This window comes from Dryocola sharpae (genome assembly GCF_051307055.1).
Taxonomy (GTDB): Bacteria; Pseudomonadota; Gammaproteobacteria; order Enterobacterales; family Enterobacteriaceae; genus Dryocola.
Genome location: NZ_CP149994.1, coordinates 224,207 through 249,778 on the forward strand (window position 1 = coordinate 224,207; position 25,572 = coordinate 249,778).

Annotated in this window: 23 protein-coding genes; 20 read left to right on the forward strand and 3 right to left on the reverse strand. The window is 56.5% G+C overall.

All coding sequences use genetic code 11. The features are described 5' to 3' along the window. From livH to ugpQ, 10 genes are all read left to right on the forward strand, one after another. On the forward strand, positions 1-927 hold the full coding sequence (livH, locus tag WLO31_RS01020) for a high-affinity branched-chain amino acid ABC transporter permease LivH (protein WP_435928660.1): 927 nt from the start codon (positions 1-3) through the stop codon (positions 925-927). Further along, the gene (locus WLO31_RS01025; protein WP_435928661.1) at positions 924-2,210 is read left to right on the forward strand and encodes a high-affinity branched-chain amino acid ABC transporter permease LivM; all 1,287 of its coding nucleotides are present in this window, start codon (positions 924-926) and stop codon (positions 2,208-2,210) included. The genes livH and WLO31_RS01025 overlap by 4 nt, the downstream gene beginning before the upstream one ends. After that, a complete protein-coding gene (gene livG, locus WLO31_RS01030) occupies positions 2,207-2,974 on the forward strand; it encodes a high-affinity branched-chain amino acid ABC transporter ATP-binding protein LivG (protein ID WP_435928662.1) in 768 nt (255 codons plus the stop codon). The genes WLO31_RS01025 and livG overlap by 4 nt, the downstream gene beginning before the upstream one ends. Then, a complete protein-coding gene (gene livF / locus WLO31_RS01035; protein WP_435928663.1) occupies positions 2,975-3,688 on the forward strand; it encodes a high-affinity branched-chain amino acid ABC transporter ATP-binding protein LivF in 714 nt (237 codons plus the stop codon). Between the two features lie 227 nt (positions 3,689-3,915). Further along, positions 3,916-5,235, forward strand: coding sequence for a sn-glycerol-3-phosphate ABC transporter substrate-binding protein UgpB (gene ugpB / locus WLO31_RS01040; RefSeq protein WP_435928664.1), 1,320 nt, complete (start codon positions 3,916-3,918; stop codon positions 5,233-5,235). Between the two features lie 9 nt (positions 5,236-5,244). After that, positions 5,245-5,400, forward strand: a complete 156-nt coding sequence (locus WLO31_RS01045) for a hypothetical protein (protein ID WP_435928665.1) — start codon at positions 5,245-5,247, stop codon at positions 5,398-5,400. A 352-nt stretch (positions 5,401-5,752) separates the two neighbouring features. Further along, entirely contained in the window at positions 5,753-6,640 is an 888-nt protein-coding gene (ugpA, locus tag WLO31_RS01050) for a sn-glycerol-3-phosphate ABC transporter permease UgpA (RefSeq protein ID WP_435928666.1), read from the forward strand. Then, positions 6,637-7,482, forward strand: a complete 846-nt coding sequence (gene ugpE / locus WLO31_RS01055) for a sn-glycerol-3-phosphate ABC transporter permease UgpE (RefSeq protein ID WP_435928668.1) — start codon at positions 6,637-6,639, stop codon at positions 7,480-7,482. The genes ugpA and ugpE overlap by 4 nt, the downstream gene beginning before the upstream one ends. A gap of 3 nt (positions 7,483-7,485) precedes the next feature. Beyond that, entirely contained in the window at positions 7,486-8,556 is a 1,071-nt protein-coding gene (locus WLO31_RS01060; protein ID WP_435928669.1) for a sn-glycerol-3-phosphate import ATP-binding protein UgpC, read from the forward strand. Further along, on the forward strand, positions 8,553-9,296 hold the full coding sequence (ugpQ, locus tag WLO31_RS01065) for a glycerophosphodiester phosphodiesterase (protein WP_435928670.1): 744 nt from the start codon (positions 8,553-8,555) through the stop codon (positions 9,294-9,296). Before WLO31_RS01060 ends, ugpQ begins: the two co-directional genes overlap by 4 nt. Here ugpQ and WLO31_RS01070 read toward each other — a convergent pair. Next, complete coding sequence (locus tag WLO31_RS01070) at positions 9,283-9,729, reverse strand: DUF2756 family protein (protein WP_435928671.1); 447 nt, start codon at positions 9,727-9,729, stop codon at positions 9,283-9,285. The genes ugpQ and WLO31_RS01070 overlap by 14 nt on opposite strands. Positions 9,730-9,900: 171 nt before the next feature. Between WLO31_RS01070 and ggt the strand changes: the two genes are divergently transcribed. Further along, a complete protein-coding gene (gene ggt, locus WLO31_RS01075) occupies positions 9,901-11,655 on the forward strand; it encodes a gamma-glutamyltransferase (RefSeq protein WP_435930696.1) in 1,755 nt (584 codons plus the stop codon). 57 nt (positions 11,656-11,712) lie between these two features. On the opposite strand, the gene yhhY is transcribed toward ggt, so the two are convergent. Further along, the gene (gene yhhY, locus WLO31_RS01080) at positions 11,713-12,210 is read right to left on the reverse strand and encodes an N-acetyltransferase (protein WP_435928672.1); all 498 of its coding nucleotides are present in this window, start codon (positions 12,208-12,210) and stop codon (positions 11,713-11,715) included. Positions 12,211-12,587: 377 nt separating this feature from the next. Here yhhY and WLO31_RS01085 point away from each other — a divergent pair, with 377 nt between their 5' ends. The 5 genes from WLO31_RS01085 to gntU all read left to right on the forward strand — a co-directional run bounded on the left by WLO31_RS01085 (position 12,588) and on the right by gntU (position 17,575). Then, complete coding sequence (locus tag WLO31_RS01085; RefSeq protein WP_435928673.1) at positions 12,588-13,625, forward strand: oxidoreductase; 1,038 nt, start codon at positions 12,588-12,590, stop codon at positions 13,623-13,625. Positions 13,626-13,748: 123 nt separating this feature from the next. Beyond that, on the forward strand, positions 13,749-14,444 hold the full coding sequence (locus WLO31_RS01090) for a pirin family protein (RefSeq protein WP_435928674.1): 696 nt from the start codon (positions 13,749-13,751) through the stop codon (positions 14,442-14,444). A gap of 95 nt (positions 14,445-14,539) precedes the next feature. Continuing rightward, positions 14,540-15,535: a gluconate operon transcriptional repressor GntR gene (gntR, locus tag WLO31_RS01095; RefSeq protein ID WP_435928675.1), complete on the forward strand. Its 996-nt coding sequence runs from the start codon at positions 14,540-14,542 to the stop codon at positions 15,533-15,535. Positions 15,536-15,703: 168 nt separating this feature from the next. Then, positions 15,704-16,222: a gluconokinase gene (gntK, locus tag WLO31_RS01100; RefSeq protein WP_435928676.1), complete on the forward strand. Its 519-nt coding sequence runs from the start codon at positions 15,704-15,706 to the stop codon at positions 16,220-16,222. A gap of 12 nt (positions 16,223-16,234) precedes the next feature. Next, the gene (gene gntU / locus WLO31_RS01105) at positions 16,235-17,575 is read left to right on the forward strand and encodes a gluconate transporter (protein ID WP_435928677.1); all 1,341 of its coding nucleotides are present in this window, start codon (positions 16,235-16,237) and stop codon (positions 17,573-17,575) included. Positions 17,576-17,972: 397 nt separating this feature from the next. Here the strand turns inward: gntU and WLO31_RS01110 are convergent, their stop codons facing one another. Beyond that, a complete protein-coding gene (locus WLO31_RS01110; protein WP_167614171.1) occupies positions 17,973-18,566 on the reverse strand; it encodes a YhgN family NAAT transporter in 594 nt (197 codons plus the stop codon). A 164-nt stretch (positions 18,567-18,730) separates the two neighbouring features. On the opposite strand from WLO31_RS01110, the gene asd reads away from it, so the two are divergent. From asd to glgC, 4 genes are all read left to right on the forward strand, one after another. After that, positions 18,731-19,837: an aspartate-semialdehyde dehydrogenase gene (asd, locus tag WLO31_RS01115; protein WP_435928678.1), complete on the forward strand. Its 1,107-nt coding sequence runs from the start codon at positions 18,731-18,733 to the stop codon at positions 19,835-19,837. Positions 19,838-20,106: 269 nt separating this feature from the next. Continuing rightward, positions 20,107-22,293 (forward strand): 1,4-alpha-glucan branching enzyme, encoded by a 2,187-nt coding sequence (glgB, locus tag WLO31_RS01120; protein ID WP_435928679.1) that lies wholly within the window; start codon positions 20,107-20,109, stop codon positions 22,291-22,293. Next, positions 22,290-24,272 carry a glycogen debranching protein GlgX gene (gene glgX / locus WLO31_RS01125; protein WP_435928680.1) on the forward strand — a complete coding sequence of 661 codons (1,983 nt, stop codon included), beginning with the start codon at positions 22,290-22,292 and terminating at the stop codon, positions 24,270-24,272. Before glgB ends, glgX begins: the two co-directional genes overlap by 4 nt. A 14-nt stretch (positions 24,273-24,286) precedes the next feature. After that, positions 24,287-25,570, forward strand: coding sequence for a glucose-1-phosphate adenylyltransferase (gene glgC, locus WLO31_RS01130; protein WP_435928682.1), 1,284 nt, complete (start codon positions 24,287-24,289; stop codon positions 25,568-25,570). Positions 25,571-25,572: the final 2 nt, after the last annotated feature.

Here is a 25,572-nt window from a genome sequence, read left to right on the forward strand (position 1 = left end):
ATGACCGAGCAGTTTCTCTATTTCCTGCAGCAGATGTTTAACGGCGTCACGCTGGGCAGCACCTACGCGCTGATCGCCATCGGCTATACCATGGTGTACGGCATTATCGGCATGATCAACTTCGCCCACGGCGAAGTGTATATGATTGGCAGCTACGTCTCGTTTATGATCGTCGCGGCGTTGATGATGCTGGGTATCGACGCAGGCTGGATGCTGGTTGGCGCCGGATTCATCGGCGCGATTATTATCGCCAGCGCCTATGGCTGGAGCATTGAACGCGTGGCTTACAAGCCGGTGCGTAACTCCAAGCGCCTGATTGCCCTTATCTCCGCCATCGGGATGTCTATCTTCCTGCAGAACTATGTCAGCCTGACGGAAGGTTCCCGCGACATCGCGTTGCCAAGCCTGTTTAACGGCCAGTGGGTTATCGGCGCGAGCGAAAACTTCACCGCCACCATCACCACTATGCAGCTTGTTATCTGGGTCGTGACCTTCCTTGCGATGCTGGCGCTGACGTTGTTTATCCGTTACTCCCGCATGGGACGTGCCTGCCGTGCCTGCGCAGAAGACCTGAAAATGGCGAGCCTGCTCGGCATCAACACCGATCGCGTTATCTCTCTGACCTTCGTGATTGGCGCGGCGATGGCCGCGGTTGCCGGCGTGCTGCTCGGCCAGTTCTACGGCGTCATCAACCCGTACATCGGCTTTATGGCGGGTATGAAAGCCTTTACCGCGGCGGTGCTGGGCGGTATCGGCAGTATTCCCGGCGCGATGATTGGCGGCCTGATTCTGGGCGTGGCCGAAGCGCTAACCTCAGCCTATCTGAGCACCGAATATAAAGACGTCGTCTCCTTTGCCCTGCTTATTGTGGTACTGCTGGTGATGCCTACCGGTATCCTGGGCCGTCCGGAGGTCGAAAAAGTATGAAACCGATGCATATTGTCTTTTCTGCGCTTTCGGCGGCGATGTTCTTCGTGCTGGCCGGCGTTTTTATGGGCGTGCAGCTGAGCCTCGACGGCACGAAGCTTGTCGTACACAGCGCTGATTCCGTGCGCTGGGAATGGGTCTGGATCGGCACCGCGGTGGTGTTTGTCTTCCAGCTGCTGCGTCCGCTGTTCCAGAAAGGCCTGAAGAAAATCTCCGGGCCGAAGCTTGTGCTGCCCGCGCTGGACGGCTCAACGCCTAAACAAAAAATCTTCCTGTTTGCCCTGCTGATCCTCGCCGTGGCCTGGCCGTTTATGGTTTCACGCGGCACGGTGGATATCGCTACGCTTACGATGATCTACATTATCCTCGGGCTTGGTCTGAACGTGGTGGTCGGCCTGTCCGGCCTGCTGGTGCTGGGTTACGGCGGCTTCTACGCCATCGGCGCCTATACTTTCGCGCTGCTTAACCATTATTACGGCCTGGGATTCTGGACGTGTCTGCCGATTGCCGGCCTGGTCTCTGCTGCCGCAGGCTTCCTGCTCGGCTTCCCGGTGTTGCGCCTGCGCGGTGACTACCTGGCGATTGTGACGCTCGGCTTCGGCGAAATCGTCCGTATTCTGCTGCTGAACAACACCGAAATCACCGGTGGTCCGAACGGCATTAGCCAGATCCCGAAACCCACGCTGTTCGGTCTGGAATTCAGCCGGAGCGCGCGCGAAGGCGGCTGGGATACGTTCAGCAACTTCTTTAACATCGCCTATAACCCCGGCGATCGCATTATCTTCCTCTACCTCGTCGCGCTTCTGCTGGTAGTGCTGTCGCTGTTTGTGATTAACCGTCTGCTGCGTATGCCGCTGGGCCGTGCATGGGAAGCGCTGCGTGAAGACGAAATCGCCTGCCGCTCGCTGGGCCTGAACCCGACGCGCATCAAGCTGACCGCTTTCACCATCAGCGCCGCGTTTGCCGGCTTTGCCGGTACGCTGTTTGCCGCACGCCAGGGCTTCGTAAGCCCGGAATCCTTCACTTTCGCGGAGTCCGCGTTTGTGCTGGCGATTGTGGTGCTCGGCGGCATGGGCTCGCAGTTTGCCGTTATCCTCGCCGCCGTGCTGCTGGTGGTATCCCGCGAGCTGATGCGCGATCTTAATGAATACAGTATGTTAGTGCTCGGCGGCCTGATGGTGCTGATGATGATCTGGCGTCCGCAGGGCCTGCTGCCGATGACGCGTCCGCAGCTGAAGCTGAAAAAAGAGCAGGTGGAACCAGTGAAAGGAGAGCAGGCATGAGTCAGCCATTGTTAACCGTAGACGGCCTGATGATGCGTTTCGGCGGCCTGCTCGCCGTCAACAATGTTGCCCTTGAGCTGCATCCGCAGGAAATCGTCTCGCTCATCGGCCCGAACGGCGCCGGTAAAACCACCGTATTTAACTGCCTGACGGGCTTCTACAAACCGACCGGCGGCACCATTAAGCTACGCGACCAGCATCTTGAGGGCCTGCCGGGCCAGCAAATTGCGCGTATGGGCGTGGTGCGTACTTTTCAGCACGTGCGCCTGTTCCGTGAAATGACGGTGATTGAAAACCTGCTGGTGGCTCAGCATATGCAGCTTAAAACCGGCGTCTTCTCCGGCCTGCTGAAAACGCCTGGCTTCCGCCGGGCGCAAAGTGAAGCGCTGGACCGCGCCGCCGCCTGGCTTGAGCGTATCGGCCTGCTTGAGCAGGCAAACCGTCAGGCGAGCAATCTTGCTTATGGCGATCAGCGTCGTCTGGAGATTGCCCGCTGCATGGTGACGCAGCCGGAAATCCTGATGCTTGATGAGCCTGCCGCCGGCCTTAACCCAAAGGAAACGCACGAGCTTGATGAACTGATTATGGAGCTCCGTAACCACCACAACACCACCGTGCTGCTGATTGAGCACGACATGAAGCTGGTAATGGGCATATCTGACAGGATCTACGTCGTCAACCAGGGAACGCCGCTTGCAAACGGCACGCCGGAACAAATCCGCAATAACCCTGACGTAATCCGTGCTTATTTGGGCGAGGCGTAAATGGAAAATGTAATGTTGTCTTTTGACCAGGTAAGCGCCCACTATGGCAAGATTCAGGCGCTTCACGAGGTCAGTCTGCACATCAAACAGGGTGAGATTGTCACCCTGATCGGCGCGAACGGCGCCGGCAAAACGACGCTGCTGGGCACGCTGTGCGGCGACCCGCGCGCGTCCAGCGGTAAAATAACTTTCGATGGCAAAGATATTACCGACTGGCACACGGCACGCATTATGCGTGAAGCGGTAGCAATAGTGCCGGAAGGACGCCGCGTGTTTTCGCGTATGACGGTGGAAGAGAACCTGGCGATGGGCGGTTTTTTCGCAGACAAGGATCAGTATCACGAGCGTATCAAGCGCGTTTACGATCTGTTCCCGCGTCTGCATGAACGCCGTATCCAGCGTGCCGGCACCATGTCGGGCGGGGAGCAGCAGATGCTGGCGATTGGCCGCGCGCTGATGAGCCAGCCGCGCCTGCTGCTGCTCGACGAGCCGTCTCTCGGTCTTGCGCCTATTATCATCCAGCAGATTTTCGACACCATCGAACAGCTGCGTAGCGAAGGCATGACCATCTTCCTCGTCGAGCAGAACGCCAACCAGGCGCTGAAGCTTGCCGACCGCGGCTACGTGCTGGAAAACGGTCACGTGGTGCTGGAAGACACCGGCGAGCGGCTGCTGGCTAACGAAGCGGTACGCAGCGCCTATCTCGGCGGCTAGGTTAACCTGCGGCGGATGGCGCTGCGCTTATCCGCCCTACCGTAGGTCGGGTAAGCGTAGCGCCACCCGACATAATTAAATCATATTCTCTGTCATTTTCCCTTCATCTCTCCGTCACGATCCTGTCACCCAACGGTTATTTTTCTGTCATCCGCGCATGTCATGTTTTGATGCGAACAAAAACGCGTTTTTTCGCGCTTTTAACCTCATAACAAGAGAGATAAAACATGACTGCATCGTTACGACGTACGGCCCTTTGCCTGGCGCTTGGATGCGCACTCAGCGGCAACGCCTTCGCTGCAACCTCTATTCCGTTCTGGCATTCTATGGAAGGGGAGCTGGGCAAGGAAGTGGATTCTCTGGCAAGCCGCTTCAACGAAAAGCATCCCGATTACAAAATCGTTCCGGTTTATAAAGGCAACTACGAACAGAACCTGGCGGCGGGCATCGCGGCTTTCCGCTCCGGCAACGCCCCGGCGATTTTGCAGGTTTATGAAGTGGGCACCGCGACCATGATGGCCTCAAAAGCCATCAAGCCGGTGTACGAAGTCTTCAGCGATGCAGGCATTAAGTTTGATGAATCCCAGTTTGTGCCGACGGTTTCCGGTTACTACACCGATGCCAAAAGCGGCCACCTGCTCTCCCAGCCGTTTAACAGCTCCACGCCGGTGCTGTACTACAACAAAGACGCCTTCAAAAAAGCCGGGTTGAATCCGGACCAGCCGCCAAAAACCTGGCAGGAGCTGGCCGAGTACACCGCCAAACTTAAAGCTGCTGGCATGAAGTGCGGTTATGCGAGCGGCTGGCAGGGCTGGATCCAGATTGAAAACTTCAGCGCCTGGCACGGCCTGCCGGTAGCCAGCAAAAACAACGGCTTTGACGGCACCGATGCGGTGCTTGAATTTAATAAGCCGGAGCAGGTAAAGCATATCGCCCTGCTTGAATCGCTGAATAAGAAAGGCGATTTCAGCTATTTTGGCCGCAAAGACGAATCCACCGAGAAGTTCTACAACGGCGACTGCGCCATTACCACCGCCTCTTCCGGCTCGCTGGCCGATATTCGCCAGTACGCCAAATTCAACTACGGCGTGGGCATGATGCCTTACGACGCTGATGTGAAAGGTGCGCCGCAGAACGCCATCATCGGCGGAGCGAGCCTGTGGGTTATGCAGGGTAAAGACGCCGCGACTTACAAAGGGGTTGCTGAATTTATGCAGTTCCTTGCCCAGCCGGAAATTGCCGCCGAATGGCACCAGAAAACAGGTTATCTGCCGATCACCAAAGCGGCTTACGACCTGACGCGCGAACAGGGTTTCTATGAGAAAAATCCGGGCGCTGACATCGCTACGCGCCAGATGCTGAACAAGCCGCCGTTGCCGTTCACCAAAGGGCTGCGCCTGGGCAACATGCCACAGATCCGCACCATCGTGGATGAAGAGCTGGAGTCGGTGTGGACGGGCAAGAAAACGCCTCAGCAGGCTTTAGACAGCGCGGTTGAGCGCGGAAATCAGCTGCTGCGTCGTTTTGAGCAGTCGACTAAGTCCTGATTGCGTCGGATGGCGCTGCGCTTATCCGACCTACGTTTAACCTGGCTGATGATGGCGCTGCGCTTATCCGACCTGCGTTTAACCTGGCTGATGATGGCGCTGCGCTTATCCGGTCTACGTTTAACCTGCCTGATGATGGCGCTGCGCTTATCCGGCCTGCGTTAACCCTGGCTGATGATGGCGCTGTGCTTATCCGACCTGCGTTTAACCTGGCTGATGATGGCGCTGCGCTTATCCGGCCTGCGTTAACCCTGGCTGATGATGGCGCTGTGCTTATCCGTCCTACGTTTAACCTGGCTGATGATGGCGCTGCGCTTATCCGACCTGCGTTTAACCTGGCTGATGATGGCGCTGCGCTTATCCGGTCTACGTTTAACCTGCCTGATGATGGCGCTGTGCTTATCCGACCTGCGTTTAACTATGGTTGCCGATAGCGCTTCGCTGCTCCAGCCTGCTGTTCTGCGTAGGGTGGATAAGCGCAAGCGCCATCCACCGCTACTGTTTACAAGAGTTGCCTATGTCCTCATCTCGTCCGGCGTTCCGCTCAGGCTGGCTACCTTACGCGTTAGTTCTGCCGCAGCTGGTTATCACCGTTATCTTTTTCATCTGGCCCGCGGGCGAAGCGCTGTGGTATTCGCTGCAAAATGTCGATCCCTTTGGGCTTTCCAGCAATTTTGTCGGGCTGGATAACTTCATCCAGCTTTTCAATGACGGCTACTATCTGGATTCCTTCTATACCACGCTGATTTTCAGCGGCCTGGTTGCGGGCAGCGGGCTGCTGGTGTCGTTGTTTTTCGCAGCTCTGGTGGATTACATCGTGCGCGGCAGCCGCTTATACCAGACGCTGATGCTGCTGCCTTATGCCGTTGCCCCGGCGATTGCGGCTGTGCTGTGGATCTTCCTGTTTAATCCGGGGCGCGGCCTGCTTACCCATGTGCTGGAGCAGTTCGGCTATCACTGGAACCACGCGCAGAACAGCGGCCAGGCGATGTTCCTGGTGGTGTTCGCCTCGGTGTGGAAGCAGATCAGCTACAACTTTCTGTTCTTCTTCGCGGCCCTGCAATCGGTTCCCCGCTCGCTGGTCGAGGCTGCGGCTATCGACGGCGCCGGGCCGGTACGGCGCTTCTTCAAGCTATCGCTGCCGCTGATTGCGCCGGTGAGCTTCTTCCTGCTGGTGGTGAATCTGGTATATGCATTTTTCGATACCTTTCCGGTTATCGATGCCGCAACGGGCGGCGGCCCGGTGCAGGCTACCACCACGCTTATCTACAAAATTTATCGTGAAGGATTTGCCGGGCTGGACCTCTCCGCGTCGGCCGCGCAATCTGTGGTGCTGATGCTGCTGGTTATTATCCTGACGGTCATCCAGTTCCGCTTTGTGGAACGTAAGGTGCGCTACCAATGATTGAGAACCGCCGTGGGCTGACGATCTTCAGCCACACCATGCTGATCCTCGGCATTATCGTGATTCTGTTCCCGCTGTATGTCGCGTTTGTAGCCGCGACGCTGGACAACGCCGCCGTATTCCAGACGCCGATGACGCTGATCCCCGGCGGCCATCTGCTGGAAAACATGGCTGACATCTGGGTACACGGCGTGGGCGCCAACAGCGCGCCGTTCGGCCTGATGCTCTTCAACAGCTTTGTGATGGCGCTGGGCATTACGACGGGCAAAATCGCCGTGTCGATACTTTCCGCCTTCGCCATCGTCTGGTTTCGCTTCCCGCTGCGTAACCTTTTCTTCTGGATGATCTTTATCACCCTGATGCTGCCGGTTGAAGTGCGCATTTTCCCGACGGTGGAAGTTATCGCCAACCTGAAAATGCTCGACAGCTACGCGGGCCTGACTTTGCCGCTGATGGCCTCGGCAACCGCCACGTTCCTGTTCCGCCAGTTCTTTATGACGCTGCCGGACGAGCTGTTGGAAGCTGCACGTATCGACGGCGCCGGGCCGATGCGTTTCTTCCGCGACATCGTGCTGCCGCTGTCGAAAACCAATCTGGCGGCGCTGTTCGTTATCACTTTTATCTACGGCTGGAACCAGTACCTGTGGCCGCTGCTGATTATCAGCGATGCGGATCTCGGCACCGCGGTTGCGGGCATCAAAGGGATGATGTCCTCCGGCGAAGGCACCACCCAATGGAATCAGGTGATGGCGGCCATGTTGCTGACCCTTATCCCTCCGGTAATTATCGTTTTAGTGATGCAGCGCGCGTTTGTGCGTGGTCTGGTTGATAGTGAGAAATAACCCATGGCAGGACTGAAATTACAGGCAGTAAGCAAGAGCTGGGACGGCAAAACCCAGGTGATCCAGCCGCTGACGGTCGACGTGGCGGACGGCGAATTTATCGTGATGGTCGGTCCGTCCGGCTGCGGAAAATCCACGCTGTTACGCATGGTAGCCGGGCTTGAGCGCGTGACCAGCGGCGATATCTGGATTGGCCGCCAGCGCGTCACCGACATGGAGCCCAAAGAACGCGGCATCGCCATGGTGTTTCAGAACTATGCGCTCTATCCGCACATGAGCGTGGAAGAGAACATGGCGTGGGGGCTGAAAATCCGCGGCATGGGCAAAGGCCATATTCAACAAAAGGTTGCCGAAGCGGCGCGCATTCTGGAGCTGGACGGCCTGTTAAAACGCCGCCCGCGCGAGCTTTCCGGCGGGCAGCGTCAGCGAGTGGCGATGGGGCGAGCTATTGTGCGCGATCCGGCGGTATTCCTGTTTGACGAACCGCTCTCCAACCTGGACGCTAAGCTGCGCGTGCAGATGCGCCTTGAGCTGCAGCAGCTTCACCGCCGTCTGAACACGACAAGCCTGTATGTGACGCACGATCAGGTGGAAGCGATGACCCTGGCGCAGCGTGTGATGGTGATGAATAAAGGTATTGCCGAGCAGACTGGCACGCCGGTCGAGGTTTACGAACGCCCCGCAAGCCGCTTTGTGGCAAGCTTTATCGGTTCGCCAGCCATGAATCTTCTGGAAGGGGGTATCAGCGCTGACGGTACGCGCTTCACGCTCGCCGATGGCCCGCTCCTGCCGCTGGGCGGCGTTTATTCCCGCCTGAGCGGACGGGAGGTAACGCTGGGTATCCGCCCGGAACATATTGCGCTAAGCTCACAGGTCGCAGGGGGCATTCCGCTTGTCGTGGAGACGCTTGAAATGCTCGGCGCAGATAATCTGGCGCACGGTCGCTGGGGCAGGCAAAAACTGGTTGTGCGTCTCTCCCACCAACAAAGGCCGCAGCCGGGCAGCACGCTCTGGCTGCACCTGCCGGCGGAGCATCTGCATTGTTTTGACGCGGAAAATGGACAACGTTTATGAGTAACTGGCCCTATCCATCTGTCGTCGCCCACCGTGGCGGCGGCAAGCTGGCACCGGAAAACACCCTCGCCGCCATCGACGTGGGGGCGCGTTACGGCCACACCATGATTGAGTTTGACGCTAAGCTGTCGAAAGACGGCCAAATTTTCCTGCTGCATGACGATACGCTTGAGCGTACCAGCAACGGCTGGGGCGTGGCGGGGGAGCTGCCCTGGGATAAGCTGCTCAATGTCGACGCCGGAAGCTGGTTTGGCAGCAGCTTTAAAGGGGAAAAGCTGCCGTTGCTTTCACAGGTGGCGGAGCGCTGTAAACAGCACGGCATGATGGCGAATATTGAGATCAAACCGACGACCGGCACGGACAAGCAAACCGGCGAGGTTATAGCGCTGGCGGCTCGTGAATTATGGGCAGGACAAACTGCGCCGCTGCTTTCCTCTTTCGCCATCGAGGCGCTCGCAGCCGCACAGCGTGCCGCTCCGGAACTCCCGCGCGGCCTGCTGCTGGATGCATGGCGGGACGACTGGCGCGAGCTGACCGAACGGCTTGGCTGCCTGTCGATTCATTTAAATCATAAGCTGCTGGATGAAGCGCGCGTGCGGGCGATAAAAGCGTCGGGATTACGTATTCTGGTTTACACCGTGAACGCTCCCCAACGAGCCCGGACGCTGCTGCGCTGGGGAGTTGACGCCATTTGCACCGACAGAATCGACGCCATCGGCCCAGACTTTAAGGTCCAATAGTCTTCAGCGGAATATTGGGCTGCGGGGTAGTTGCAGCGCCAGGGTTCAGCATGCTGCCGTTGGTTTTAGGCTGCAGCATGTGCTCCTGCTGCGTTCCTTGCCCGCTGCCGCTGAGCATTCCTCCGTTCGTATTCGGCAGCATCTGCTGTTTGCCCGACTCCAGCTCGTTTGGCAACGTCTGTCTGACCCGTAGCTGCGGCTGTGAGTTATTGTTTATCTGCGATTCCAGATGCTGTTGCTGAACGCGCGTCTGGGTCTGCATCTGCTGGTTCAGCATCCCTTTTTGTTGCGTCTGCTGCGTTTGCATTTGTACCTGCATGCGCTGCTGGCTCGGGTTCTGATAATCCGGCAGATTTGGGTTATTCATCGTATTGAGCGGCTGTGCGAAACTGAAAAGAGGCGCCAGGGCCGTCAGAAGCAGTAATTTTCTCATCTTCACCTCCTCCATCTGGGGGATCTTCTAAGTTTACTCCTTTTCCACAACCGCGAAGATTATTTAGGATTTATAGACCAGGCTTATCTGGGGATTGACCCTGAAAAGCCTGGAGAAATCATCATGAAGCAGCGGAAAACGAATCACTGGAAAATAAGGCGCTGGCTTGCCATGCCTGCGCTGATGATAGCGCTGTGCTTTAGTGCCGATGCAGCGCCGCCGCCGGTTGCCACGCCGGTTGCTACATCGGTTGCCACGCCGGCTGCCGCTCCCGTTTCCTACGGCGTTGAGGCGGATGTCTATCATCCGGTTCGCGCGCAGCACGGCATGGTCGCTTCTGTTGATGAGCTGGCGACGCAGGTGGGCGTCAATATTCTCAGGCAGGGCGGCAACGCGGTGGATGCGGCCGTTGCGGTAGGCTATGCGCTGGCGGTCACGCACCCGCAGGCCGGTAACCTCGGCGGCGGCGGCTTTATGATGCTGCGCACAAAAGAGGGTCAGACCACCGCCATCGACTTCCGCGAAATGGCGCCGGAAAAAGCAACCCGCGACATGTTTCTTGACGAAAAAGGGAACGCCGACAGCAAAAAATCTCTTACCTCACACCTTGCCTCGGGTACGCCCGGGACGGTGGCAGGCTTCAGCCTTGCGCTGCAAAAATATGGCACGATGCCGCTCAACAAAGTTATCCAGCCCGCCATCAGGCTGGCGCAGGACGGCATTATGGTTAACGATGCGCTGGCCGACGACCTGAAGCAGTACGGCGCAGAAGTGCTCCCCAACCACGAAAACAGCAAAGCGATTTTCTGGAAAGCCGACGGCAGCCCGCTGCAAAAAGGCGATAAGCTGGTACAAACCAATCTCGCCAAAAGCCTGGAGATGATTGCCGAAAACGGGCCGGATGCTTTTTATAAAGGCCCCATTGCCGAACAGATTGCCGAAGAAATGGCTAAAAACGGCGGGCTGATAAGCAAAGCGGATCTGGCGAATTATAAAGCGGTTGAGCGCACGCCCATCAGCGGCCAGTATCGCGGTTATGAAGTCTTCTCCATGCCGCCGCCGTCGTCAGGCGGTATCCATATCGTGCAAATTCTCAATATTCTGGAGAACTTCGACCTCGCTAAATACGGCTTCGGCAGCGCGGACGCCATGCAGCTGATGGCGGAGGCGGAGAAATACGCCTATGCCGACCGCTCGGAATATCTGGGCGACCCGGACTTTGTCAAAGTGCCGTGGCAGGCGCTGACCAGCAAGGCCTACGCCAAATCGCTGGCTGAGAAAATCGATCTCAACAAAGCGCGCCCGTCGACCGACATCAAGCCGGGTCAACTCGCGCCGTATGAAAGCAACCAGACCACCCATTTCTCGGTGGTGGATAAAGACGGTAACGCCGTGGCGGTGACCTACACGCTGAACACCATCTTCGGTACGGGCATCGTGGCGGGTAATACCGGTATTCTGTTGAATAACGAAATGGACGATTTCTCCGCTAAACCGGGCGTGCCGAACGTTTACGGGCTGGTAGGGGGCGATGCTAACGCAGTCGGGCCGCATAAACGCCCGCTCTCTTCCATGTCGCCGACTATCGTGGTGAAAGATGGCAAAACCTGGCTGGTGACGGGCAGTCCGGGCGGCAGCCGGATTATCACCACGGTGCTGCAGATGGTGGTCAACAGCATTGACTTCGGTATGAATATTGCCGAAGCGACCAATGCCCCGCGCTTCCATCACCAGTGGCTGCCGGATGAGCTCAGGGTTGAAAAAGGCTTTAGCCCGGATACGATCGGGCTGCTGAAAGAGAAAGGGCAAAATGTCGCGGTGAAAGAGGCGATGGGCAGCACGCAAAGCATTATGATCGCACCGGACGGCGTGCTGTATGGCGCATCCGATCCGCGGACGGTGGATGATTTAACGGCGGGTTATTAATTTTCCCCTCACCCGAACCCTCTCCCCAACGGGGAGAGGGCATCACGTTGCAAAACATTACTCAGGTTTAAACCGCGCCATAAAATAAGCGTCGATATATTTTCCGTCGCGCAGACCGTAATTTTTGCCAATTCCTTCCTGCTCAAAACCAAACTTGCGATAGACCGCAAGCGCCGGCGCGTTATCGACAAATACCGTAAGCTCGATGCGGTCGATCCGCAGCCAGTTATCGCAAAGATCAACCATTTCCCTTAGCAAAGCTGTCGCCACGCCCTTGCCCTGATAATGGCTGTCCACGCCCATGCCAAAGGTGGCGACGTGGCTGCGGCGCGGCGTTTGTTCCACCGTCAGCGTTAGCTGACCGACAACTTTACCCTCCATGCATGCCACAAGATTACGGCTACCCGGCTTTGGCGTGGCGATGCGGTCAGCCCAGGCATGCTCAGGCGGATGAGGAAGCTGTAGCGTGTCACGGTATACCGCAGGTTGGGCATAAATTTGCTGCAGCGCCCGGGCGTCGTCGATTTCAGCGTGACGTACTAAGATTTCCTTCATCCTTTTATCCTCAGTGGGTTACATAAACCCTTTAAACATCATTGACTTTCAATGTGAAGTCAACCGCACATTTTTTGAAATTTCGCTTTACAAGTGCGAATGATAATGATTATTATTGCCATGCGTTCAGGGGAGACCCTTACGGAGACAACCTGAAAGCACGACATTGCTCACATTGCTTCCAGTATTACTTTAGCCAGCCGGGTGCTGGCTTTTTTTTTGCCTCGCTTCGGCCTGCCTTACCTGCCATTTTCCCCGAGCCGTGCCCGGAAATTCTCGACTTTTTTCAGTGATAACCGTAGGGCGGATAAACGAAGTGCCATCCGCCGCGGACTGAAGTAAGGTTAAAGGAACTCAAAGTCAAAAAGGACGAAGCAATGACCCTTCACTGCGCTTTTATTGGTTTTGGCAAAAGCACCACCCGCTACCATCTTCCTTACGTGCTGGTTCGCAAAGACAAATTCCACGTTGCCCATATTTACCGTCGGCATGAAAAGCCGGAAATCGAGCAGCAGCCTCAGTACAGCCATATCCATTTCACCAGCCGCCTGGATGAAGCGCTTTACGACCCGCAGGTTAAACTGGTTGTGGTATGCACCCATGCCGACAGCCATTTTGAATATGCGAAACGCGCGCTCGAAGCGGGTAAAAACGTGCTGGTGGAAAAGCCGTTTACCCCAACGCTTGCCGAAGCAAAAGAACTTTTTGAACTCGCGCGCGCCAAAGGGCTGACCGTCTCGCCTTATCAGAATCGCCGCTTCGACTCCTGCTTTTTGACGATGAAAAAAGCCGTTGAAAGCGGCAAGCTGGGCAAGATTGTTGAGGTGGAAAGCCACTTTGATATGTATCGCCCGGAAGCGGAAACTAAACCGGGCCTGCCCGCGGACGGCGCGTTCTACGGCCTTGGCGTACATACCATGGACCAGATTATTTCGCTGTTCGGCCGTCCGGACCATGTCTCATATGACATCCGCAGCGTGCGTAACAAAGCCAATCCGGACGATACCTTCGAAGCGCAGCTGTTCTACGGCGATATGAAAGCCATCGTCAAAACCAGCCACCTGGTGAAAATCGACTATCCGAAGTTTATCGTTCACGGCACCAAAGGCTCGTTCGTTAAATACGGTATCGATCAGCAGGAAACCAGCCTGAAGGCGTATATTATGCCGGGGGAGCCGGGCTTTGCCGCAGACAGCAGCGTAGGCCAGCTTGAGTATGTGAATGAGGCCGGAGAAACGGTGCGCGAAGAGATGAAGCCGGAGCAGGGCGATTATGGGCGCGTGTACGACGCGCTGTACGAAACCCTCGTCAACGGCAAGCCGAATTTCGTCAGTGAAACTGAAGCATTCACCAACCTCGAAATCCTCGAACGGGGATTCGAACAGGCCTCGCCTTCAACGGTGACGTTGGCCTGATAGCTAAAGTGGCGCCTCAATCTTATTCATAATATTTGAACAGAGGCGTCAAACTTCCCCCTCTATGATCGTCGCCTGAACGGGTCCACACTTACTCCATCGAACGCACTGAGGAGAAGTGAAATGATCTACTTAAGAAAAGCACAAGAACGCGGCCATGCGAATCACGGCTGGCTGGACAGCTGGCACACCTTCTCTTTTGCCAGCTATCACGACGCCAATTTTATGGGCTTCTCGGCGCTGCGCGTTATTAACGAAGACGTGGTGGAAGCCGGCGAAGGCTTTGGCACGCACCCGCATAAGGATATGGAAATCCTGACTTATGTGCTGGAAGGCGCGGTAGCGCACCGGGACAGTATGGGTAACGAAGAGAAAGTGCTGGCAGGGGAATTCCAGATTATGAGCGCCGGCACGGGCGTCACCCACTCTGAGTACAACCCAAGCGAAACCGAACGCCTGCGTCTGTACCAGATCTGGATCATTCCAGAAAAAACCGGCATCACGCCGCGCTATGACCAGCGTCGTTTTGACGCGCCGCAGGGCCGCCAGCTGGTGCTTTCGCCGGACGCACGCGACGGGTCGCTAAAGGTGTATCAGGATATGGAGCTGTCACGCTGGGCGCTGGCGAAAGAAGAGCAGTCTGTCTGTCAGATCCCGGCAGACCGCCGCCTCTGGATCCAGGTCGTGAAAGGCGATGTCTCCATCAACGGCACGCAGGCAAAAACCAGCGATGCAGTTGCCGTGTGGGATGAACAAGCCATTTCCGTTCATGCTAACGAAGCAAGCGAAATCCTGCTGTTCGATTTGCCACCGGTCTGAGGGTTACCGGTCACAACCTTCTCCTGAAACAGGGGAAGGATGTGACCGGGACGTGCTAAACTTTCCTGTCAATATTGGAGAGGCTGGCACGGAATATGAAAAAGAAAAGACCGGTATTACAGGACGTTGCCGATCGCGTGGGGATCACCAAAATGACGGTGAGCCGTTTTCTGCGCAACCCCGACCAGGTGTCCGCCGCGCTGCAGGTAAAAATTGCCGCCGCGCTGGACGAGCTGGGCTACATCCCGAACCGGGCGCCCGATATTCTTTCTAATTCCACCAGCCGCGCCATCGGCGTTTTGCTGCCTTCGCTCACCAACCAGGTATTTGCGGAAGTGCTGCGCGGCATTGAAAACGTGATTGACGCCTACGGCTACCAGACCATGCTTGCCCACTACGGCTATAAACCGGAGCTGGAAGAAGAGCGTCTGGAATCGATGCTTTCGTGGAATATCGACGGGTTGATTCTCACCGAACGCACCCACACTCCGCGCACGCTTAAAATGATTGAAGTGGCCGGTATTCCGGTTGTGGAACTCATGGACAGCATTTCCCCGTGCCTTGATATCGCCGTTGGCTTCGATAATTTTGAAGCGGCGCGCCAGATGACGGCGGCTATTATCGCCCGCGGCCATCGCCATGTCGCCTACCTCGGCGCGCGTCTTGATGAACGTACGGTTATCAAGCAGCGCGGCTACGAGCAGGCGATGCGCGATGCAGGCCTGACGCCCTATAGCGTGATGGTCGAACAATCCTCCTCTTATTCCACCGGTATCGAACTGTTCCGCCAGGCGCGACGGGAATACCCGCAGCTCGACAGCATCTTCTGTACCAATGATGACTTAGCCATAGGCGCCGCCTTTGAATGCCAGCGGCAGGGGTTAAAGATCCCACAGGATATGGCGATCGCCGGTTTCCACGGCCACGATATCGGCCAGGTGATGGAGCCGCGGCTGGCGAGCGTTCTGACGCCGCGCGAGCGTATGGGCCGTATCGGCGCCGAGCGCTTGCTGGCGAGAATTCGCGGCGAAGAAGTCGCGCCGAAGATGCTGGATCTGGGCTTTACGCTCTCGCCGGGCGGCTCAATCTAGTCGCGATAAAAGTTGACGTAGTTCACATTTATTCGCTTTCCAACAGAATGGTTATTGCTTATTGCCCGACCACTCCGGACAATGTTACCGATAACAGTTACCCGTAACAGCGAAGATTAGCGCGGTGGCTGATAATTACGTAATCCTTGTGCCAGTCGGAGCTACGCTATGAGCACTACGAACCATGACCACCATATCTATATCCTGATGGGCGTTTCTGGCAGCGGCAAGTCCGTTGTTGCCGGTGAAGTTGCATACCAGTTAAAAGCCGCTTTTCTGGACGGCGATTTTCTGCATCCGCGCAGCAACATCACAAAAATGGCCTCCGGTGAGCCGCTGAACGACGAAGACCGCAAGCCCTGGCTGCAGGCGCTAAACGATGCCGCATTTGCGATGCAGCGCACGAACAAAGTCTCGTTGATTGTCTGCTCCGCGCTGAAGAAGGTCTATCGCGACCAGCTGCGTGACGGGAACCCGAATCTCTCTTTCATCTATCTGAAAGGCGATTTTTCGGTCATTGAGAGCCGTCTGAAGGCGCGTAAAGGCCACTTCTTCAAACCTCAAATGTTAGTGACCCAGTTCGAAACGCTGGAAGAGCCGCAGGCAGAAGAAAAAGATGTGCTGGTTGTCGATATCGACCAGTCGCTGGAAGACGTTGTCGCCAGCACCATCGCTTTAATCAAATAAAGGCAGCGCGCAGTGAGTACATTAACGCTTGTTTTAACAGCAGTAGGCTCTGTTTTACTGCTGCTGTTTTTAGTAATGAAGGCGCGTATGCACGCTTTCGTTGCTTTGATGGTGGTTTCTATTGGAGCAGGACTGTTTTCCGGCATGCCGCTCGACAAAATCGCGGCAACGATGGAAAAAGGGATGGGCGGTACGCTGGGCTTCCTGGCTATCGTCGTCGCGCTTGGCGCGATGTTCGGCAAAATTCTTCATGAGACGGGCGCGGTTGACCAGATCGCGGTCAAAATGCTCAAGTCCTTTGGACACAGCCGCGCGCACTATGCGATTGGCCTGGCGGGCTTAATTTGTGCCCTGCCGCTGTTCTTTGAAGTGGCGATTGTGCTGCTGATAAGCGTCGCGTTCTCTATGGCGCGCCACACGGGGACGAATCTCGTTAAGCTTGTCATTCCTCTCTTCGCTGGCGTCGCTGCGGCCGCGGCATTTCTGCTGCCGGGCCCTGCGCCAATGCTACTGGCCTCGCAGATGCACGCGGACTTCGGCTGGATGATCCTCATTGGCCTGTGCGCGGCCATTCCCGGGATGATTGTCGCAGGCCCGCTGTTCGGTAATTTCATCAGCAAATACGTTGAGCTGCATATTCCTGACGATATCACCGAGCCGCACTTAGGCGAGGGCAAGCTGCCGTCGTTCGGCTTCAGCCTGTCGCTGATCCTGCTGCCGCTGGTGCTGGTCGGCCTGAAAACTATCGCCGCTCGCTTTGTTACGGAAGGGTCGAGACTGTATCAGTGGCTGGAGTTTATCGGACACCCGTTCACGGCGATCCTGGTGGCCTGTCTGGTGGCGACTTACGGCCTGGCGATCCGCCGCGGAATGCCGAAAGAAAAAGTCATGGAAATCTGCGGCCACGCGCTGCAGCCCGCGGGCATTATCCTGCTGGTCATCGGCGCAGGCGGCGTGTTTAAACAGGTGCTGGTGGATTCAGGCGTTGGCCCGGCGCTGGGTGAAGCGCTGACAGGTTTAGGCCTGCCGATTGCGGTAACCTGCTTTGTGCTGGCAGCGGCCGTGCGTATTATTCAGGGTTCCGCGACGGTTGCCTGTCTGACCGCCGTTGGCCTGGTGATGCCGGTTATTGAACAGCTGAACTACAACGGCGCGCAGATGGCGGCCTTGTCTATCTGTATCGCAGGCGGTTCTATCGTGGTGAGTCACGTAAACGACGCCGGCTTCTGGCTGTTCGGTAAATTTACCGGCGCGACGGAAGGACAAACCCTGAAAACCTGGACGATGATGGAAACCATCCTCGGGACGACGGGCGCAATTGTCGGGATGATTGCTTTTACGCTTTTGGGTTAATTGTTCACAGACGGGTGACCATTCTCTCCTTAGGTTGGAAGAGCATAGCGTCACCCGCTTTTTAGAGTTTTATTATTTAGGCTTATGACTGGTAATGCGGGTATTTATTCACTCTGCGAAAGCCATCTTCTGCTTTTATCAGCGATCGTTCTCTCACTTTGTTCCCGACAACGTGACTCTGTCTGAAGGGCAAAAGTCGATCAGGGCCTGGATGAAGTCATTTTCTTCTTCCGGTGACGCTTAATTTCTGTCTGAATAGCGGCGGTAATAAACTGCCCGGTGCTTTCATCTTCCTGTCTCCACACCTTCATGCTCTCAACTACTTTCGTGAGGCACAAGCGCCGCAATTCATTAAGCAATCGTAGGGCGGGTAAGCCTGCGATACCCGCCAGAACTCTCAGCCCTGCATCCAGGTCCGAATGCCGTCCAGGAACATCTGGGTGGATATCATAATCAGCACCAGGCCCATCAGACGTTCCAGCGCGTTCACGCCTTTTTCGCCCAGCAGGCGCAGGAAAAGGGATGATTGCAGCAAGATGGCGACCGTACCGCCCCAGGCCAGCATCAGCGCGGCCACTAAATGCCCCATCTGGTTTGGATACTGGTGCGAGAGCAGCATTAAGGTTGCCAGCAGCGACGGACCGGCAACCAGCGGAATCGCCAGCGGTACGATGAAAGGCTCTTCGCCCGCGGGCAGGCCGGTGGTGCTGCCTTCCTGGCTGGGGAAAATCATTTTTATCGCGATAAGGAAGAGAATAATTCCGCCTGAAATCGACACGGTCTCCGCGCGCAGATTAAGGAACGCCAGGATTTTTTCCCCGGCAAACAGGAAAATCAGCATCAATAACAGGGCGATAAGCAGCTCGCGGATCATGATTTTCCGGCGGCGCTTAGGCTCCGTATGTTTAAGGACCGACATAAAGATCGGCAGGTTGCCCAGCGGATCCATAATCAGAATCAGCAGCACCGCGGCGGATATAATTTCGTTCATCTGTCTTCCCCGAAAATAGAACAAGCCTCCGCTAATAAGCTCTGTTTCTGATGCAGCGGATATCATTGATTAATTTCACTTGCGACTTTGGCTGCATTTTGTAAGGTGGATGGCAGTTGCAATTAATGCACACAACGCAAACACTTCAGCACGGATAAGTCGCTATGAAAAATGTAGGTTTTATTGGCTGGCGCGGTATGGTCGGCTCTGTACTCATGCAGCGCATGGTAGAAGAGCGTGATTTTGACGCCATTCGTCCCGTTTTCTTCTCAACTTCCCAGTTGGGCCTTGCCGCCCCGTCTTTCGCCGGCCAGTCCACCGGCACGCTTCAGGACGCATACTCTCTGGAAGCGCTGAAGGCACTGGATATTATCATTACTTGCCAGGGTGGCGATTATACCAATGAAATCTACCCAAAGCTTCGTGAAAGCGGCTGGCAGGGCTACTGGATTGACGCGGCTTCTTCGCTGCGCATGAAAGATGACGCCATTATTATTCTCGACCCGGTAAACCAGCACGTTATCCAGGAGGGTCTGAATAAAGGCGTGAAAACCTTTGTTGGCGGTAACTGTACCGTCAGCCTGATGCTGATGTCCCTGGGCGGCCTGTTTGCCAACGAGCTGGTGGACTGGGTGTCGGTTGCGACCTATCAGGCGGCATCCGGCGGCGGCGCTCGCCATATGCGCGAACTGCTTAATCAGATGGGCCACCTGTATAACGAAGTCTCTACCGAACTTGCCGATCCGGCCTCCGCCATCCTTGATATCGAACGCAAGGTGACCGATCTGTCTCGCGGCGGCAATCTGCCGGTAGACAACTTCGGCGTGCCTTTAGCGGGCAGCCTGATTCCGTGGATCGACAAACAGCTCGATAACGGCCAGAGCCGCGAAGAGTGGAAAGGGCAGGCGGAAACCAACAAGATCCTTAATACCAGCACCGCTATCCCCGTTGACGGTCTGTGCGTACGTGTCGGCGCGCTGCGCTGTCATAGCCAGGCTTTCACCATTAAATTGAAAAAAGACGTTTCGATTCCAACCATCGAAGCGATGCTCAGCGCGCATAACGACTGGGCGAAAGTGGTGCCAAACGATCGCGAGATCACCATGCGCGAGCTGACCCCGGCTGCGGTGACCGGCACGCTGACCACGCCTGTAGGCCGGTTGCGCAAGCTGAATATGGGGCCTGAGTACCTGTCAGCATTTACCGTTGGCGATCAGCTTCTGTGGGGTGCAGCCGAACCGCTACGCAGAATGTTGCGGTTGCTCGCATAATTACACTTACTGAGTAAAGGGGCATTGCGGCCCCTTTTTTTTCGCGTCATACATGATGCATTCGCATGAGTTTCATTATTTCCCAGGAGTAAAACAGCACGTTGGCTATGCTTAACTCAGGACGGTAGAAATCGTCGTGATTGTTAGTTGGGCGGAACAGCTTACAGGAAGTTTTTTTACGCTGTCCTTGAGGTCAATGATAAGTGTTACGCCAGCGCCTAAGCGTTGCGCTGGGTCCGGTGACACATACAATAAACAGGACGAATGCCATGTCTGTTCTTCCAGAAAAAGACGTGATTAATGCGCTGATCGCCGGTCATTTTGCCGACCCCTTTTCCCTGCTGGGGATGCACAAAACAGAGGCAGGGCTGGAAGTCCGCGCGCTGTTGCCAGACGCAACCGAAGTCTGGGTTATCGAACCAAAAACCGGGCGCAAAGTCGGCAAGCTCGAATGCCTCGACTCGCGTGGATTCTTCTGCGGGCTAATCCCGCGTCGTAAAAATCTTTTTCGCTATCAGCTGGCCGTTATCTGGCACGGCCAGGAAAACCTGATTGACGACCCCTATCGGTTTGGCCCGCTGATTCAGGAGCTGGACAGCTGGCTGCTCTCCGAAGGCACGCATCTTCGCCCTTATGAAACCCTGGGCGCCCATGCCGATACCATGGACGGCGTGACCGGCACGCGTTTCTCCGTCTGGGCGCCCAACGCTCGCCGTGTTTCCGTGGTGGGGCAGTTTAACTATTGGGATGGCCGTCGCCATCCGATGCGCCTGCGCCGTGAAAGCGGTATCTGGGAATTATTTATTCCCGGCGCGCACCCAGGCCAGCTCTATAAATTTGAACTGATCGACGCCGAAGAGAATCTGCGGCTCAAGGCGGACCCTTACGCTTTTGAATCCCAGATGCGTCCGGAGACGGCTTCGCTGATTTGCGGCCTGCCTGAGAAAACCACGCTTAGCCCGGCGCGACAGAAAGCCAACGGTTTTGACCAGCCCATCTCCATTTACGAAGTGCATCTCGGCTCATGGCGTCGCCACACCGACAATAATTTCTGGCTCAGCTACCGCGAGCTGGCGGATCAGCTGGTGCCTTATGTCAAAGAGATGGGCTTTACCCATCTCGAACTGCTGCCGATTAACGAGCACCCTTTCGACGGCAGCTGGGGCTATCAGCCGCAAGGCTTATATGCGCCTACGCGCCGTTTCGGCACGCGCGAAGATTTCCGCTATTTCATCAATGCGGCACACGCAGCGGGGCTGAACGTGCTGCTCGACTGGGTGCCGGGCCACTTCCCGTCAGATGAAGCGGGGCTGGTGAAATTCGACGGCACCGCGCTCTACGAGCACGGCGACCCGCGCGAGGGCTATCATCAGGACTGGAATACGCTGATTTATAACTACGGGCGTCGTGAAGTCAGCAACTATCTGGTCGGCAACGCGCTGTACTGGATTGAGCGCTTTGGCATTGACGGCCTGCGCGTGGATGCGGTGGCGTCGATGATCTATCGCGACTACAGCCGCAAGCCGGGGGAGTGGATACCCAACGACAAAGGTGGCCGCGAAAACTTAGAGGCCATCGAATTTCTGCGCAGTACCAACCGCATTATTGGCGAGCAAACGCCCGGCGCGGTAACGATGGCGGAGGAGTCGACCGATTTCGCCGGCGTGTCGCGCCCGCCGGCGGTGGGCGGGCTGGGCTTCTGGTTCAAGTGGAACCTGGGCTGGATGCACGACACGCTCGACTACATGAAGCTCGATCCGGTGCATCGCCAGTACCATCACGACAAAATGACCTTCGGCATGCTCTATAACAGCACCGAAAACTTTGTATTGCCGCTTTCGCACGATGAGGTCGTTCACGGTAAGAAATCGATTCTCGACAGGATGCCGGGCGACGCCTGGCAGAAGTTTGCCAACCTGCGTGCCTACTATGGCTGGATGTGGGCCTTCCCGGGCAAAAAACTGCTGTTTATGGGCAACGAGTTCGCCCAGGGACGCGAGTGGGACCACGACAGCAGCCTGGACTGGCATCTGCTGGAAGGGGACGACAACTGGCACCACGGCGTAAAACGCCTGGTTCGCGATTTGAATCATATCTATCGCCAGCACGCGGCGCTGCACGAGCTGGATTTTGACACCTACGGCTTTGAGTGGCTGGTGGTGGAGGATAAGGTCAACTCGGTATTTATCTTTGTGCGCCGCGATGCGAACGGCAACGAGCTGATTGTCGCCAGCAACTTCACGCCGGTGCCGCGCTACAACTATCGCTTTGGCATCAACCAGCCGGGCCGCTGGCGCGAAGAGCTGAATACCGACTCCATGCACTATCACGGCAGCAATACCGGCAACAGCGGGGTAGTGCAAAGCGATGAGATCCCAAGCCACGGGCGTGACCATTCGCTGTGCTTAACGCTGCCGCCGCTCTCCACCATCTGGCTGGTTCGGGAGGGAGAATGACGCTGCTCTCAGCCGGGAATTCGTCGCCGTACGGTTCAAGTTACGACGGGAAAGGGGTGAATTTTACCCTCTTTTCCGCCCATGCTCACAAAGTTGAACTGTGCGTTTTTGACGAGCATGGGCATGAGCAACGTTACGATTTGCCGATGCGCACCGGGGATATCTGGCATGGCTATCTGCCCGGCGCTAAACCCGGCTTGCACTATGGTTATCGCGTTCACGGGCCATGGGAGCCGCACAAGGGGCACCGTTTTAATCCCGCCAAACTACTGCTCGATCCCTGCGCTCGCGTGGTAGTGGGCGGGCTCAACGATCATCCGCATTTCCACGGCGGGTATGACGAGCCCGACATGCAGGACGACGCCGTCGACATGGCGAAATGCGTGGTGACGCAGGATAAGTTCGACTGGGAAGATGATGAGCATCCGCGCACGCCGTGGGGCAACACCGTTATCTATGAAGCCCACGTTCGCGGCCTGACGCTGCATCATCCGGGCATTCCGGCGGAGCTGCGAGGCACCTACGCCGCGCTTGGCCATCCGGTGATGATCGCTTATTTCAAGCGTCTGGGCATTACTGCCCTGGAACTGCTGCCGGTGGCGCATTTTGTTACCGAGCCGCGCGTCGCTCATCTGGGGCTGAGCAACTACTGGGGCTACAACCCGCGGGCGTTCTACGCGACAGAGGGTTATTACGCGACCGGCGGCGATCCGCTGAAGGCCGCCGACGAGCTGCGAGGCGCGATAAAAGCGCTGCATAAAGCGGGTATCGAAACGATCCTTGATATCGTGCTTAACCACAGCGCGGAGCTGGATCTGGACGGCCCGACGTTCTCCCTGCGCGGAATCGATAACCGTAGCTATTATTGGTTAATGGATAACGGCGACTACCAGAACTGGACGGGCTGCGGCAACACGCTGAATTTAAGCGCGCCTGGCGTGGTGGCCCAGATGGTGGACTGCCTTCGTTATTGGGTGGATAGCTGCCACGTTGACGGCTTTCGCTTCGATCTGGCGTCGGTGATGGGCAGAACTCCCGTGTTTCGCCAGGACGCGCCGCTGTTTGAAGCAATCAAAAACGATCCCGTTCTTTCACAGATCAAGCTGATTGCGGAACCCTGGGATATTGGCGCGGGCGGTTATCAGGTAGGCAACTATCCGCCGCTGTTTGCTGAATGGAACGACCATTTTCGCGACGGCATGCGCCGTTTCTGGTTGCGGCAGGATTTATCGTTGGGGGGATTCGCCTGCCGGTTTGCCGGTTCGAGCGATGTTTACCGCCACGGCGAACGCCGCCCTTCAACCAGCATCAACTTAATTACCGCCCATGACGGCTTTACCCTGCGTGACTGCGTGAGCTTTAACCATAAGCACAATGAAGCCAACGGCGAAGATAACCGTGACGGTACGAGCCACAACTACAGCAATAACTACGGATTCGAAGGGCTGGAAGCCAGCCTGATTATTAAAGAACGGCGGCGTGACAGCGTGCATTCATTGCTGACGACGCTGCTGCTCTCTCAGGGTACCCCGATGCTGCTGGCGGGGGACGAACACGGTCACAGCCAGCACGGCAACAATAACGCCTACTGTCAGGATAACGCCCTGACGTGGCTTGACTGGGAGCATAGTAACGAAGGCTTGACGACTTTTACCGCGGCATTGATTCATCTGCGCCAGACTATTCCGGCATTAACCCGAAATAGCTGGTGGGAGGAAGGCGATGACAATGTGCGCTGGCTTAATAAAGAGGCTCAACCTCTGAGCGTCGACGAATGGCAAAGCGGGATCCACCGTTTACAGATCCAGCTCAGCGGACGTTGGCTTATTACGATAAACGCCACCGAAGAAGTGGCAGATATCGTATTACCTGAAGGGGAGTGGCGAGCCATTCCTCCATTTGCCGGGGAGGACAACCCGGTGGTGATGGCTGTATGGCATGGTCCTGCGCACGGAGCCTGCGTATTCCAGAAGTCATAAAAAAGGAGTCAGTCATGGTTAAACTTGAGAAGAACGATCCTCTAATGCTGGCAAGGCAGCTGCCGAATAAATCAGTCGCGCTGATTCTGGCAGGTGGCCGCGGTACCCGACTAAAAGACCTGACGTCTACGCGCGCGAAACCCGCCGTTCACTTTGGCGGCAAGTTCCGCATTATTGATTTTGCCTTATCGAACTGCATTAACTCCGGGATCCGCCGTATCGGCGTGATCACCCAGTATCAGTCCCACACGCTGGTGCAGCATATCCAGCGCGGCTGGTCGTTCTTCAGCGAAGAGATGAATGAATTCGTCGATCTCCTGCCCGCGCAGCAGCGTGTGCACGGTGAAAACTGGTATCGCGGCACGGCAGATGCGGTAACCCAGAACCTCGACATCATTCGTCGCTACAAAGCCGAGTACGTGGTGATTCTGGCCGGGGACCATATCTACAAGCAGGACTACTCGCGCATGCTCATCGATCATGTCGAGAAGGGGGCGCGTTGTACGGTGGCCTGTATGCCGGTGCCGCTGCACGAAGCGACGGCGTTTGGCGTGATGGCCGTAGACGAAGAAGACAAGATAATTGAATTCGTCGAAAAACCGGCCAATCCGCCGTCTATGCCGGGCGACGACAGCAAAGCGTTAGCCAGCATGGGGATTTATATTTTTGATGCCGATTACCTCTACGAGCTGCTTGAAGCCGACGATGTCGACGAAAATTCCAGCCACGACTTTGGTAAAGACATCATTCCCAACGTGATGAAGTCCGGCGAGGCGTTTGCGCATCCGTTCCCGCTTTCCTGCGTACAGTCAGATCCGAACGCAGAGCCTTACTGGCGCGACGTGGGAACGCTGGAAGCCTACTGGAAAGCCAACCTCGACCTCGCCTCGGTGACGCCGGAGCTGGATATGTACGATCAGGAGTGGCCGATACGCACCCACATGGAACCTCTGCCGCCGGCGAAATTTGTGCAGGACCGCTCGGGCAGCCACGGCATGACGCTGAACTCGCTGGTTTCCGGCGGCTGCATTATCTCCGGGTCGGTGGTGGTGCAGTCGGTGCTGTTCCCGCGAGTGCGTATTAACTCATTCTGTAATATCGATTCGTCAGTTCTGCTGCCGGATGTGAAAGTTGGGCGTTCGTGCCGTCTGCGCCGCTGCATTATCGACAGGGCGTGTGTCATCCCGGAAGGGATGGTGATTGGCGAAAACGCGGAAGAAGACGGGCGTCGTTTCTATCGCTCGGAAGAAGGCATCGTACTGGTAACCCGGGACATGCTGGCCAAACTGCAAGGTTAGAA

Coding starts and splice junctions, on each gene's coding strand:
- gntK (WP_435928676.1), top strand. CDS start 15,704: ATGAGCACTACGAACCATGACCACCATATCTATATCCTGATGGGCGTT.
- ugpQ (WP_435928670.1), top strand. CDS start 8,553: ATGAGTAACTGGCCCTATCCATCTGTCGTCGCCCACCGTGGCGGCGGC.
- ugpE (WP_435928668.1), top strand. CDS start 6,637: ATGATTGAGAACCGCCGTGGGCTGACGATCTTCAGCCACACCATGCTG.
- ggt (WP_435930696.1), top strand. CDS start 9,901: ATGCCTGCGCTGATGATAGCGCTGTGCTTTAGTGCCGATGCAGCGCCG.
- WLO31_RS01090 (WP_435928674.1), top strand. CDS start 13,749: ATGATCTACTTAAGAAAAGCACAAGAACGCGGCCATGCGAATCACGGC.
- glgB (WP_435928679.1), top strand. CDS start 20,107: ATGTCTGTTCTTCCAGAAAAAGACGTGATTAATGCGCTGATCGCCGGT.
- asd (WP_435928678.1), top strand. CDS start 18,731: ATGAAAAATGTAGGTTTTATTGGCTGGCGCGGTATGGTCGGCTCTGTA.
- yhhY (WP_435928672.1), bottom strand. CDS start 12,210: ATGAAGGAAATCTTAGTACGTCACGCTGAAATCGACGACGCCCGGGCG.
- glgX (WP_435928680.1), top strand. CDS start 22,290: ATGACGCTGCTCTCAGCCGGGAATTCGTCGCCGTACGGTTCAAGTTAC.
- gntR (WP_435928675.1), top strand. CDS start 14,540: ATGAAAAAGAAAAGACCGGTATTACAGGACGTTGCCGATCGCGTGGGG.
- WLO31_RS01070 (WP_435928671.1), bottom strand. CDS start 9,729: ATGAGAAAATTACTGCTTCTGACGGCCCTGGCGCCTCTTTTCAGTTTC.
- WLO31_RS01110 (WP_167614171.1), bottom strand. CDS start 18,566: ATGAACGAAATTATATCCGCCGCGGTGCTGCTGATTCTGATTATGGAT.
- livH (WP_435928660.1), top strand. CDS start 1: ATGACCGAGCAGTTTCTCTATTTCCTGCAGCAGATGTTTAACGGCGTC.
- WLO31_RS01025 (WP_435928661.1), top strand. CDS start 924: ATGAAACCGATGCATATTGTCTTTTCTGCGCTTTCGGCGGCGATGTTC.
- WLO31_RS01045 (WP_435928665.1), top strand. CDS start 5,245: ATGGCGCTGCGCTTATCCGACCTACGTTTAACCTGGCTGATGATGGCG.
- ugpA (WP_435928666.1), top strand. CDS start 5,753: ATGTCCTCATCTCGTCCGGCGTTCCGCTCAGGCTGGCTACCTTACGCG.
- WLO31_RS01060 (WP_435928669.1), top strand. CDS start 7,486: ATGGCAGGACTGAAATTACAGGCAGTAAGCAAGAGCTGGGACGGCAAA.
- WLO31_RS01085 (WP_435928673.1), top strand. CDS start 12,588: ATGACCCTTCACTGCGCTTTTATTGGTTTTGGCAAAAGCACCACCCGC.
- livF (WP_435928663.1), top strand. CDS start 2,975: ATGGAAAATGTAATGTTGTCTTTTGACCAGGTAAGCGCCCACTATGGC.
- livG (WP_435928662.1), top strand. CDS start 2,207: ATGAGTCAGCCATTGTTAACCGTAGACGGCCTGATGATGCGTTTCGGC.
- glgC (WP_435928682.1), top strand. CDS start 24,287: ATGGTTAAACTTGAGAAGAACGATCCTCTAATGCTGGCAAGGCAGCTG.
- ugpB (WP_435928664.1), top strand. CDS start 3,916: ATGACTGCATCGTTACGACGTACGGCCCTTTGCCTGGCGCTTGGATGC.